The organism is Brevibacillus massiliensis, from assembly GCF_000311785.1.
GTDB lineage: Bacteria > Bacillota > Bacilli > Brevibacillales > Brevibacillaceae > Brevibacillus_C > Brevibacillus_C massiliensis.
The window spans coordinates 144973-157083 of record NZ_HE978543.1; the positions used below are offsets into that span (position 1 = coordinate 144973).

Sequence of the window (12111 nt, forward strand, 5' to 3'; positions counted from 1 at the left end):
CATAAACATGGAACCATTTGTCATTCATACCGGGATCGCTGCCCCGCTCGACCGGGTTAACGTAGACACCGATGCGATCATTCCCAAACAATTTCTCAAACGGATCGAACGGACAGGATTTGGCCAGTTCTTGTTTTACGAATGGCGCTTTACACCAGAGGGTGAGCCGATCGATTCTTTCGTGCTGAACCTTCCCCGCTACGCCGGGTCAACCGTTCTTTTGGCCCGCAACAACTTCGGCTGCGGCTCTTCCCGCGAACACGCCCCTTGGGCACTGTTGGACTACGGGTTCCGGGCGATCATCGCGCCTTCGTTTGCCGACATCTTTTACAACAACTGCTTCAAGAACGGCATCCTGCCAATCAAACTGTCGGAAGAGCAGGTGGAAGAGCTGTTCAAACGGGCCGGCCAGTACGACAACTACCAGCTGACGATCGACCTTGAGAAACAACTGGTTGTCGATCAATACGGCTTATCCTACCCGTTTGAGGTAGATTCCTATCGCCGCTACTGCCTGTTAAACGGCCTCGACGATATCGGCCTGACGCTGCAGCACGAGGACAAAATCACCGCCTACGAAGCCAAACGGCAGCTTGTCTAGCGTTTCCGGCAAAGCAATGGATAGAGGACAGAAAGCATCTGTTCCTCTATCCATTTTTTTGCGCATCTCAGTGACGCAGCTCCTCTGCCCTCCTAACCTGTTGGCTTATCGGAGAACATGATGTATCATGCATGGTAAACAGGAAGAATCGCCAAGGGGGAGAGTTGAGTGAATGTACAAGAGTACCTCAAGCGTATCGGCGCTGCCAGTGAAAGCCTGCAGGCCGACTATGAGTCACTTCGATGGATTCAAAGGCGTCATATGCTGTCTGTCCCGTTTGAAAACCTGGATATCGTAAACTCCCGGCCTATCAAGTTACGCCTTGAAGCTCTCTTTGAAAAAATCGCGGTGATGCATCGGGGAGGGTATTGTTATGAATTGAACGGGCTTTTTGGCTGGCTGCTTCAGAACCTCGTTTTTTCTGTCTCGCTCATCTCCGGACGGGTACTTCGCGATGACGGGACTTACGGACCCGAATTTGACCACATGGCGCTTTTGGTACACTTGGAAAAAGAGTACCTCGTCGATGTCGGTTTTGGCGATTCGGTCCGCAGCCCGCTTCCGCTGTCAGGTGACGTAGTTACGGATATCAGCGGTTCCTACCGGATTCGTGTCGGGTCAAATGAAGACACCTTTTATTTCCAAAAAATGACCAAGGGTGATTGGCTTACCGAATTTACTTTCACGAAAACACCTCGGAAACTAACGGAGTTTGATGAAATGAACCGGTATCAACAGACTTCCCCGGACTCTCATTTTACGAAGAAGCTGATCTGTTCGCTTGCCACAGCTGATGGTCGAATCACGGTTTCCGGCGACTCGCTGATTGAGACGATCGGCACGGCAAAGACAAAGCGGACCATTGTGTCTGTCAAAGAGAGAAATGATATTTTGCGGCAGCGATTTGGCATCGACGCCACGAGATAAGACCAGCTGTTCAGACTGTCGCGACCAGCCCGGCTTTGTCCCCGATGCGAATCGTTCCGGTTTTTACTGGGCATACACACCGAAACAGGCCTGGTGTTCCTTTGCAAGCGTCTTTAACAGGGAGGGGTCGATTGTGCCATCATCAGGATTGATGTTTACCATGCTGCATCGTTTGCACTTCTTGTAGACTTCCACTTCCGCGCCGCCGATGCGCATTCGCCGTCCGATCCAGTCCTCTTCTGCAAACGGAACGGCCTCACCCTGCGCAGCCTTTCATCGCCCCAAGCGTATACCCGCCCTTCCGGTGTCATTACTTGGATGTCTGGAAAAGTCGTCTCGTCACCGCTGCTCGTGCAGACAGGCTGATACTCGATCAGTTGGGGGACATGCTTTGCCGTCAGGTGCCTGACAGGGCTTTTCTCGTCGATGAAAGCGTGACTGCGGTCGCCGTAAAGCCCGAACCGGAACACCTGGGCTTCTTGCAGCTTTTCCCCGCGAAACGACTTGACCGGATAGCGATAGATGGCACTGATGCTGCCGAGCTGATTCTCCATTTTGCAAATCTCCTTTTTTGGTCTTTCCAAACATTATAGATCTACCGCCGGGCAAAAAAATACCCCGGATGGGCTCCAGGGCAGCCTGTTTTGCTTATGCGGTTTCGGTGTTGCTTGCCCGCTCCAATCCAAAGGCGGCGATGGCCTGTTCCCGCAATCTGTACTTCTGGATTTTGCCGGATGCGGTCATCGGGTAATCGGTGACGAACTGGATGTAGTGGGGGATTTTGTACCGGCCGATTTTCCCCTCGCAATACGCCTTGACCTCTTCTTCCGTCAGCACCTCGCCATCCTTTACCTTGATGCAGGCCAGCACTTGTTCGCCGAACTTTTCATCGGGGACGCCCACTACCTGGACATCGAGGATTTTGGGATGGGTGTAGAGAAACTCTTCTATCTCTCTCGGGTAAATGTTCTCTCCGCCGCGAATGATCATATCCTTCAATCGGCCGGTAATGCGGAAATACCCCTCTTCGTCGATGGTTGCCAAGTCACCGGTATGCAGCCAGCCGTCGGCGTCGATCGCCTGATCGGTCTCGTCAGGCATGTTGTAATAGCCCTTCATCACCAGGTAACCGCGTGTACAAAGTTCTCCCTGCTGTCCGCAAGGAAGCGTGGCTCCGGTCACCGGGTCGACCACTTTCACTTCCACACCGTCATGGGCCCGGCCGACGGTAGAGACACGCCGTTCAATGCTGTCGTCCGGCCGGGTCTGGGTGATCACGGGGGACGACTCGGTCTGTCCGTATGCGATCGTGATTTCGCGAATGCCCATCGTGTCTACGACCTTCTTCATCACCTCGATCGGACACGGCGAGCCCGCCATGATCCCCGTTCGCAGCGTAGAGAGGTCGAAGGAGGCAAAATCGGGATGGTTCAGTTCCGCGATGAACATCGTCGGAACGCCGTATAAAGCCGTGCACTTCTCGCTTTCCACGGCGGACAGCACGACGCCGGGATCGAAGCTGATAATCGGCACCATCGTAGCACCTGTCGCCACGCATCCCAACGTCCCCATCACGCACCCGAAGCAGTGGAAAAACGGGACGGGAATACAAAGGCGGTCATCAGGCCCCAAATTCTGGCAGCCGGCTACCAGAATGGCATTGTTGACGATGTTGTTGTGGGAGAGCATCACGCCCTTGGGAAAGCCGGTCGTACCCGATGTGTACTGCATGTTGATCACATCGTCCGGCTGCAGCGAGCGCTGTCTGTCGATCCGTTCCGCTTCGCTTACAGCCAGTCCGCTCTCCAAAAGGTCACTCCACAGGAACATGCCGGGCTGCCGTTCATCGCCGATGTAAATGACGTTTTTCAAGTGAGGAAGACGGGCCGAACGGAGTTGTCCCGGTTCACAATGATCGAGCTCCGGGCAAATTTCCCGAATCATTTCCAGGTAGCTGGCCCCGCGGAATCCTTCGATCAAGAGCAAGGTTGTCGATTCTGATTGGCGAAGCAAGTACTCCAGCTCGTGAACCCGGTAGCTGGTATTTACCGTGACCAATACCCCGCCCATTTTGGCCGTAGCAAATTGGGCCGTTACCCATTCCGGCACATTTGACGCCCAGATCGCGATGTTCTCCCCTGCCTGAATCCCCAGGGAAATGAATCCTTTGGCAACCTGGTTGCACAACTGCTGAAATTCGGAGTAGCTGTACCGCAGATTCCGTTCCACGTAGACAACGGCCTCTTTCTCCGGGTACCGCTCCGCCGTTTCATCGAGCAAGTCGCCGAACGTAATGGATCGCAATGTGTTCAAACCCGTTCAACCCCTTCACATCATTTTTCCAGATTACTCAGACTATTTTTCGCGAAAAATGAAGAAAATCCTGCTGCCGGGTGTGAAAGAAAACAGGCTCCGCCAAAAATACGGCGGAACCTGATGTTGCCGTTACATCGGCGTTGCGCCCTATTCGATATTGAGAATCTTTTCGGCGGAAACCCTGTAGGGCAAGTGGTTGCTGTAGGTGAGATCCACCCGCAGCACATGCTCCCCTTTTGGCAGCTTTTTCAACTTGAAATCAGGGGTATGCAGCATTTTTAACAATTGGCCGTCCAGGTATACATGCGCATGCCCTTGTCCGTGAACGGGATTGCCTTCGCCCTCGGTAAATTCAAAATGATTCGTAAGCATTTTGACTTCGGCTTCTGTCCCAGTTACATTTACGTCCAGTGTAATGGTCGGTTTGGGGCCGGTTTCTTCCGGTATCATATTGCCTGAGGCCGGTATGTTGTCGTCCTCTTTGCTGTACGAACTGGACACGTCCAAGGGATCGCGCAGAAGCAGTACGAGGGCCGCGATCAGCACGAACAAGAACACGGATACCCCAATAATCAAGCTGCGAAGTTTAATAATGAATACCTTCATTCATCGACTCTCCCTTTCTTGCCTATTTGTACATGCATACGCAGCAGGCAGGGGAGATAGAATAACTGTCCACAAAAAAACCCACCCGGCTACAGCTAGCACTACGCCAGGCGGGGCGCCATATCACGATCTGATTCACGATCATTTTATCCATCTGAGGATATGTGTCATTTAAATGGGAGCATATTCTGCTTACGAAAATGGAGTGGAAGGGTGTACCCTGCTCGCTTTCCTGGGATTTTTCATGGAACATCTGCAATAAAAGGGTGAATCGCTTCTCAATCCGCCTCCATGCGACACTCCTGTGAAACTGCTAGATTTCGGTCTTTTGAAGATGAGGAGCGATATCGGCAACGACCAATACATCCATGTGGCGCCCGTAACGCAGAATCGTTCCAATGACGGATTTCTTCCAGATTCTTTCCCAAAACTTCCGTTTCGATTGCCCGACAATGATCTGGGTGCTATGATGCTCATTGGCCTTATTCAATAGGATCTGCGGAACTTGCCTTTGACCGGTTGCAAACTGGAGTACAAATGTTCCCCCCAGCCGTTCAACCAGTTCTCGCAGGGAATCGATGCGCTTCTTCAGATCCTCGGAAATCATCGGACGGTTATGCACATACGTCACAATCCACGCAGCTTTTAAGCGATAAGCGATACGAAACCCTCTCCGGATCAATTTTTCCGCAGTGGAACTGGTCGTGACTCCGATGAAGATCATCTCGCGTCTGCGCCACGGTCCGCGAAGCGAACCGTTTCTTTCCCAGGCTTCCAGGCGCTCATCCACATCATCTGCAATTTCACGCAGCGCCAGTTCCCTTAAAGCAATCAGATTCACGGTCTTGAAAAAGTTTTCGAGGGCCTGATCCACTTTCTCCAAGGCGTAAATCTTTCCTTCTCTCATTCGCTTTTGCAGCGACTTCGGATCCACGTCGATCAATTCCACCTCGTCCGCCATGTGCAACACATGATCCGGAACCGTTTCGCGGACACGTACTCCGGTGATTTGCTCCACTGCATCGTTCAGGCTTTCCAAATGTTGCACGTTCATCGTGGATATGACGGAAATCCCCGCTTGCAAAATTTCAACGATATCTTCATATCTTTTTTTATTTTTGCTGCCAGGCACATTCGTATGGGCAAGTTCGTCCACGAGAGCCACTTCGGGGTTCCGGCGAAGAATCGCTTGGACATCCATTTCTTCCAAATGCGTACCGCGGTATTCGATGATCGCTCGGGGAATCGTTTGCAGTGAACCGATCTGCTCCACGGTCTCCTGTCGCCCGTGCGTTTCCACAAGTGCGATGACCACATCGATCCCCCGATGTAATAAATCGTTTCCCTCGCGTAACATCGCATACGTTTTTCCGACTCCGGGCGCCGCGCCAATATAGACCTTAAAGCGGCCCCGTCGGATTTCTCCGATTTTGTGTTCTATTTCTGGCCCACTTAACCTGCGGTATGAGTCCGCCGCTTGTATTGACCGCGGCATTTGGGCCGGAAGTATGCGTTCCCCTTCCTTCTCCGACCGATCCGCCACAAAATAGACATCTACATGCTTGGCTTTTTTAAGAATACCGTTGACAACAGAGCCTTTCAAAAACTCCTGCCACCATGTTTGTTTGGAATGGCCGAGTACGATTCTTGTCACATTATGTTCTATCGCATAGCGAACCAACAAATGGGGAAGCCGTCTTCTGCTGGTTAGCGGGAGTTCTTCAAATTTCGCCCCAATTTTCTCAACCAGCTTCGCTATCGTCCGCTTAAACATGGCGGCTTCTTTGGATAGGGCTTTTTTGGGGCGGACAAACGTGACAACCAGCAAGTCGCCGCCCAGCCGTTTGGCCATTTGCTGGCCGCGGCGGATATAAATCGATCCATTCCAGTGATATTGCGTCGAAACAAGGATGCGTTCCGCCGTACCGGATGGGCCGACAAGTCCCATCTCTTTCCGGTGCTTGACCAGCGAATCGTTGACATCATCCGCCATAAGCCGCAAGGCGAGTTCGCGCAGCTTCTCCAAATTTCCCCGTTTAAAGATCGAAGATTTCAGTTCGTGATTCACATGTCCCTCTTCCAAGCGCTTCAACATGGTTTCCGGGGTGACATCAATCAGCTTGATCTCATCCGCCATCTCCAGCGTATTGGCTGGTACCGTCTCTTCCACCTCTATACCAGTCCATTTTTGAACGAGATCGGTCGCCCCCTCCAGTTCGTAAACATTAATCGTTGTCATAACGCTGATCCCGCGGCTAAGCAAGTATTGGATGTCATCGAGGCGAGTCGGAAACCTGGCCTCCTTGCGATTGCGATGAGCGAGTCCGTCCACCAATACCACTTCCGGATTGCGCTTGATCAATGTATCGAGATTCAAATCCTGGCGTTCGATGCCATCCTTGAACCAACGAATACACGGCACTTGTTCGAGGTCGCCGATTTGTTCTACCGTTCCGGGAGGGAGATTTGCAGCGATCACACCAATGACCACATCGATTCCCTGCTCCTTCAGTTGCCGGCCTTCCCGGAGCATGTGATATGTTTTCCCGGAACCGCTCACCGCGCCGATATAAATATTCAATCGTCCGCGATGCAGCCTGGAAATCGACAACAAAATTTCTTCCGGCGTTTTCCGTTTGAAATTGACCATGATCCGCCTCCTTCACCCCTCCGTCAAAATAACGCGGCAACCCCGCCTATGGGAACATAGGCAGGGCTTTTGGGAACGACTACTTTTTCAAGAGTTCATCCAGCGCGATATTTAATTTCAGCACGTTGACTCTCGGTTCCCCGAAAATCCCCAGACCGCGTCCTTCCACATGGTCGTCGACCAACTGCTCCAACCGATCGGCGGACAAGCCGGTTACCTTGCTGATTCTTGGGATTTGAACTTTCGCCGATTCCGGTGTAATGTGGGGATCCAACCCGGAACCGGAGTTTGTTAGCAGCGCGATCGGCACTCGGCTAATCGGAACATCCGGGTTGTTTTTCTTCCATTCCGCGATGGACTCCTGCATTCTCTTTAACAAGTCCGGGTTGGAAGGCGCAAAGTTCTCCGAACCTGAACCGGCTCCGTCATAGCCAATACTGGAAACCCGGCCATGAAAATGCTTCAGCTCGGAAAATGATTGCCCGATCTGTTCGGAACCGATAATTTGTCCACTGCTGTCTTTGATTAAACTTCCATTGGCATTTTCCGGGAATAATAGCTGCGCCAGTACCGTACAGGCTAACGGATAGGCAATCCCGCACAGTACGATAAAAAGGACGCTGAGCCGGACGATAGTAAACAGAAAAGAGGTTCTTGATTCCTTTGAATGATCCTCTGTATGATCCATGTTTTCGTTCCTTTCTTTCTTGAATTCTTGTATAAGCGCTATATCCACAGATGAACGAACAAGTCAATGAGCTTGATTCCAACGAACGGCACGATCACGCCGCCCAGTCCGTAAATGAACAGATTCCGCCTCAGCAATTGACTCGAGCTCATCGGCTTGTAGGCGACGCCTTTTATGGCCAATGGTATCAGCAGCGGTATGATGATAGCATTGAAAATGAGTGCGGACAGGATGGCCGACATCGGGGAACCGAGTCCCATGATATTTAGCACGCTCATTTCCGGAATCGCCAGCATGAACATCGCCGGAATGATCGCAAAGTATTTGGCGATGTCGTTGGCGATACTGAAAGTAGTCAACGCGCCGCGCGTCATCAGCAGTTGCTTGCCGATGGCAACCACTTCGATGATTTTGGACGGATCGGAGTCCAGGTCGACCATGTTGGCGGCCTCTTTCGCCGCAATTGTGCCGCTGTTCATCGCCAATCCCACGTCCGCTTGTGCCAGTGCGGGAGCGTCGTTGGTTCCATCTCCGGTCATGGCAACGAGCTTCCCTTCCGCTTGCTCCCTTCGGATGACGGCAATTTTGTCTTCCGGCTTGCTTTCGGCGATGAATTCGTCCACGCCGGCTTCGCGGGCGATGGTGGCGGCGGTCATTGGATTGTCTCCCGTGCACATGATTGTCTTAATGCCCATTTTTCGAAGCTGTTCAAACCGTTCCCGCATGCCCGGTTTCACTGTATCTTTCAGATAGATCAATCCAACAATCCGGTTATCGACAGCCACAGCCAACGGAGTCCCGCCTTCGGATGCAATCGCGTTTCCCTTTTCGTCCACATCGGGAGGGATCGTTCCTCCCTGCGCCGCGACCCACTTTTTTACCGAATCGACAGCGCCCTTGCGCACTTTGCGTCCATCTTTCAAGTCGACTCCGCTCATTCGCGTTTCCGCCTTGAATTCGACAAACTCGCTGTGTTCCGCGATGGACGGGTCATAGGACAACCCTTGCTTCTTGATTAATTCCAATATGGAACGTCCCTCGGGCGTATCATCTTTAACGGAACTGATGGCCGCCCATTCCGCAACCGTACCCGCTTGTTCGGAACCGACCGGGATAAACTCGCTGGCCATGCGGTTCCCGAACGTAATCGTACCGGTTTTATCGAGGATCATCGTATTGATATCGCCCGATGCCTCGACAGCCTTTCCCGACATCGCCAGCACGTTAAACTTGGTGACCCGATCCATGCCGGCGATCCCGATGGCAGACAATAAACCGCCGATTGTCGTTGGAATGAGGCAGACCAATAAAGCGACCAGAACCGGTATGTCCAGTTGAATTCCCGCGTAATTCGCGAGAGGCGCCAAGGTCACGACAACGATCAGGAAAATGAGCGTTAAACTGGTTAACAAGGTATTGAGTGCCATTTCATTCGGTGTTTTTTGCCGCTTGGCTCCTTCCACTAACGAAATCATGCGGTCGATAAACGATTCACCCGGTTCGCTTGTAATGCGTACGGTAATCTGATCACTAACGACTCGTGTTCCTCCGGTAACCGAACTGAAATCGCCTCCCGCTTCCTTGATGACTGGCGCGGATTCGCCGGTAATCGCAGACTCGTCGACGGAGGCCAACCCTTCGATCACTTCCCCGTCCCCCGGGATCATTTCCCCTTGTGAGACGATGACGATATCTCCCTTGCGTAGTTCCGTGGATGGAACAACCATGATGTTGTTTCCGACGACTTTGTTTGCGGTAATCTCTTTTTTGGTCTTTTTCAACGAGTTTGCTTGCGCTTTTCCGCGTCCTTCCGCCAGCGCTTCGGCAAAATTGGCGAACAGGACGGTAAACAGCAAGATGAGAAACACGGTCAAATTTAGACCTGTGCGTCCTTGTGTACCGAAATATCCCGGCAGCAGGGTCATCAGTAAAACGACGAATGTTCCCACTTCCACAACAAACATCACCGGATTTTTCATCATTGTGACCGGATTCAGTTTGATAAAGCTATCTTTAACCGCCTGTATCACCATATCCCTGGATAACAATTTTTTTCGTTGCGGTTTCATCTCTCTTCACCTCTCCTATGATCAAAGCGTCAAATGTTCCGCAATGGGCCCTAATACAAGAGCCGGCAAGAAGGTCAATGCCCCGATCATGAGGACAGTTCCTACCAAAATCCCTGCGAACATTTTGTTGTCCGTGCGGAATGTCCCGATCGTTTCCGGCACCCACTGCTTCCGCACAAAAGAGCCGGCGACACCGAGCAGCGCGATGATGGAAATGTACCGCCCGAACAACATGACGAGACCTGTAGTGATATTCCAGAAGGACGTATTATCTCTCAGCCCTTCAAAACCTGAACCGTTGTTGGCCGCGGAAGACGTATATTCATACAGCACCTGTGAAATGCCGTGGAATCCGGGATTGCTGATCGCACCTTTGCCCAGATCCGTCATGAAAGCGATCGCCGTAGGAACGAGAATGATCAGCGGATGGGCCAAAATGGCAATGGCCACCAGCTTCATTTCGCGGACTTCGATTTTTCGTCCCAAAAACTCCGGCGTACGGCCTACCATCAGTCCCGATAAAAATACAGCCAAAATGGCATACATTAACATGTTTACCAGACCGACTCCGTTGCCACCAAACACGCAGTTCAGCATCATTTGGGCAAGCGGCACCAAACCGCCGAGCGGAGTTAAGGTATCATGCATGTTGTTGACGCTTCCCGTCGTCGCCGCCGTGGTTACGGTAGTGAAGAGCGCCGATTGGGCCACCCCGAACCGGACTTCTTTTCCCTCCATGCTGCCCTGCGATGCATCGATCCCTAAAGCGTTTATTGCCGGATTGCCTCTCATTTCGGAGCTGTAAATCAGCGACAAAGATGCGACAAACAGAATGAGCATCGCGCTGAAAATGATCCAGCCCTGTTTCTGATTTTTGGCAAATCGTCCAAAGGTATAGGTCAGGGCCGCCGGGATGCACCACATCGACAACATCTCGATCACGTTGGTTAACGGGTTCGGGTTCTCGAACGGATGCGACGAGTTGGCTCCGAAAAATCCGCCGCCATTTGTTCCCAAGTGCTTGATTGAGACGAGCGAAGCGACCGGGCCCATCGCAATCTGCTGGGATTCGCCTTCCAATGTCGTGGCTTGAATCGTCGGGTGCAACGTTTGCGGCACTTGCAAAGCCACCAATGCCAGTGCAACGATGAACGACATCGGAATGAGCAAGCGGGTATGCGCCTTGACAAAGTCGACGAAAAAATTGCCGAGTGTGTTGCCTTTGCTCGTTAACCCGCGAATAAAGGCGATGGCTACGACAATCCCCGTTGCTGCCGAGGTGAACATCATCATGATGATCACCGCCATTTGCGAAAAGTAGGACAGCCCCGATTCGCCGCTGTAATGCTGCAAGTTCGTATTGGTCATAAAACTGATCACGGTGTTGAAGGAAAGCGACGGTTCCATATTGTCCGTCCCGTTCGGGTTGAACGGCAATACGTTTTGCATACGTAGGATGATATAACTGACCATAACCAATACAACATTCGTTAAAATCAAACTCAGCGCGTATGTTTTCCAGGTCATTTCCGTGCGGTTTTTCAGGCCGGCCAGCCCATAGATGGCTTTCTCGACCGGTCCAAACAGCTTATTCGTACGGTTGTCCTGGTTGGAAAAAATATGATAGATATACGTTCCCAAGGGCTTGACGGTCAAGATCAACAGCAGGATGACCGCCGCCATTTGCACAATGCCCATTGTTTTGCCTCCTCAAACGTTTTGATCTGCAGGCACCACTTCAAAATTTCTCCGGATTGACTAATACATAAACCAAATACAAGAAAACAAAAACGATACAAGCGTATAGGAGTATCATGGACTCTCTCTCCCTATTCGTTGAATTTGTTGACCGTATGCCCGCACCAGGCTAAAAAAGCGCAAAATAACCCGTATGTTCCGGCAAGCAGCAAAATCATCCCTACATCTGTCATCGCTGTTCCTCCTATATAACGAAATCTAGCCTGAGCAAAAACTCTTCGCTTCGCATGTATATACGTGTATCACCCAACTTCACCAATCGTTATCGTTCCTCTTCTTGTCTATTATTGGTTAACGTTACATAGGCAATCCTTTTTCTTTTGAACCGTTTCAAAAAATGTTCTCCAGCTTTGTTCGGTGCGGACACGACCATACATTCCTGTATGAACTCATGTTGTTTCATTTTCATCTTCTCCTTGAAAACGATTTTCAAGAGAAGGCAACAAAAAAGAAGCCATGCGAAGAGGAACTCTTCTCGTGGCTTCCTGGGCACAGG

11 protein-coding genes are annotated in these 12111 nt (G+C 51.5%); 2 read left to right on the forward strand and 9 right to left on the reverse strand.

What is annotated here, in order from left to right:
* The first annotated feature begins 7 nt into the window (after positions 1 to 7).
* Both leuD and HGBM_RS17475 read left to right on the forward strand, forming a co-directional pair.
* Positions 8 to 601 (forward strand): 3-isopropylmalate dehydratase small subunit, encoded by a 594-nt coding sequence (leuD, locus tag HGBM_RS17470; protein WP_019122378.1) that lies wholly within the window; start codon positions 8 to 10, stop codon positions 599 to 601.
* 168 nt (positions 602 to 769) lie between these two features.
* Positions 770 to 1528 carry an arylamine N-acetyltransferase family protein gene (locus HGBM_RS17475; RefSeq protein WP_019122379.1) on the forward strand — a complete coding sequence of 253 codons (759 nt, stop codon included), beginning with the start codon at positions 770 to 772 and terminating at the stop codon, positions 1526 to 1528.
* A 63-nt stretch (positions 1529 to 1591) separates the two neighbouring features.
* On the opposite strand, the gene HGBM_RS32570 is transcribed toward HGBM_RS17475, so the two are convergent.
* From HGBM_RS32570 to HGBM_RS32575, 9 genes are all read right to left on the reverse strand, one after another.
* Positions 1592 to 1744 carry an MOSC domain-containing protein gene (locus HGBM_RS32570; protein WP_081590226.1) on the reverse strand — a complete coding sequence of 51 codons (153 nt, stop codon included), beginning with the start codon at positions 1742 to 1744 and terminating at the stop codon, positions 1592 to 1594.
* A complete protein-coding gene (locus tag HGBM_RS17480; protein ID WP_026074501.1) occupies positions 1684 to 2082 on the reverse strand; it encodes an MOSC N-terminal beta barrel domain-containing protein in 399 nt (132 codons plus the stop codon). Before HGBM_RS17480 ends, HGBM_RS32570 begins: the two co-directional genes overlap by 61 nt.
* A gap of 94 nt (positions 2083 to 2176) precedes the next feature.
* Positions 2177 to 3832: an AMP-binding protein gene (locus HGBM_RS17485; protein ID WP_035287434.1), complete on the reverse strand. Its 1656-nt coding sequence runs from the start codon at positions 3830 to 3832 to the stop codon at positions 2177 to 2179.
* Positions 3833 to 3991: 159 nt separating this feature from the next.
* Complete coding sequence (locus tag HGBM_RS17490; protein WP_019122381.1) at positions 3992 to 4450, reverse strand: hypothetical protein; 459 nt, start codon at positions 4448 to 4450, stop codon at positions 3992 to 3994.
* Between the two features lie 313 nt (positions 4451 to 4763).
* A complete protein-coding gene (locus HGBM_RS17495; RefSeq protein ID WP_019122382.1) occupies positions 4764 to 7100 on the reverse strand; it encodes a histidine kinase in 2337 nt (778 codons plus the stop codon).
* A 79-nt stretch (positions 7101 to 7179) separates the two neighbouring features.
* A complete protein-coding gene (kdpC, locus tag HGBM_RS17500) occupies positions 7180 to 7788 on the reverse strand; it encodes a potassium-transporting ATPase subunit KdpC (protein WP_019122383.1) in 609 nt (202 codons plus the stop codon).
* A gap of 38 nt (positions 7789 to 7826) precedes the next feature.
* Positions 7827 to 9857, reverse strand: a complete 2031-nt coding sequence (kdpB, locus tag HGBM_RS17505; protein ID WP_019122384.1) for a potassium-transporting ATPase subunit KdpB — start codon at positions 9855 to 9857, stop codon at positions 7827 to 7829.
* 21 nt (positions 9858 to 9878) lie between these two features.
* Entirely contained in the window at positions 9879 to 11555 is a 1677-nt protein-coding gene (kdpA, locus tag HGBM_RS17510) for a potassium-transporting ATPase subunit KdpA (RefSeq protein ID WP_019122385.1), read from the reverse strand.
* Between the two features lie 40 nt (positions 11556 to 11595).
* Positions 11596 to 11673: a potassium-transporting ATPase subunit F gene (locus HGBM_RS32575; RefSeq protein ID WP_081590231.1), complete on the reverse strand. Its 78-nt coding sequence runs from the start codon at positions 11671 to 11673 to the stop codon at positions 11596 to 11598.
* Positions 11674 to 12111 lie beyond the last annotated feature (438 nt).

Excerpts from the sequence above, each read along its gene's own strand:
- leuD (WP_019122378.1), top strand. The coding sequence starts at position 8 with ATGGAACCATTTGTCATTCATACCGGGATCGCTGCCCCGCTCGACCGG.
- HGBM_RS32570 (WP_081590226.1), bottom strand. The coding sequence starts at position 1,744 with ATGCGCATCGGCGGCGCGGAAGTGGAAGTCTACAAGAAGTGCAAACGA.
- HGBM_RS17480 (WP_026074501.1), bottom strand. The coding sequence starts at position 2,082 with ATGGAGAATCAGCTCGGCAGCATCAGTGCCATCTATCGCTATCCGGTC.
- HGBM_RS17490 (WP_019122381.1), bottom strand. The coding sequence starts at position 4,450 with ATGAAGGTATTCATTATTAAACTTCGCAGCTTGATTATTGGGGTATCC.
- HGBM_RS17495 (WP_019122382.1), bottom strand. The coding sequence starts at position 7,100 with ATGGTCAATTTCAAACGGAAAACGCCGGAAGAAATTTTGTTGTCGATT.
- kdpC (WP_019122383.1), bottom strand. The coding sequence starts at position 7,788 with ATGGATCATACAGAGGATCATTCAAAGGAATCAAGAACCTCTTTTCTG.
- kdpB (WP_019122384.1), bottom strand. The coding sequence starts at position 9,857 with ATGAAACCGCAACGAAAAAAATTGTTATCCAGGGATATGGTGATACAG.
- kdpA (WP_019122385.1), bottom strand. The coding sequence starts at position 11,555 with ATGGGCATTGTGCAAATGGCGGCGGTCATCCTGCTGTTGATCTTGACC.
- HGBM_RS32575 (WP_081590231.1), bottom strand. The coding sequence starts at position 11,673 with ATGATACTCCTATACGCTTGTATCGTTTTTGTTTTCTTGTATTTGGTT.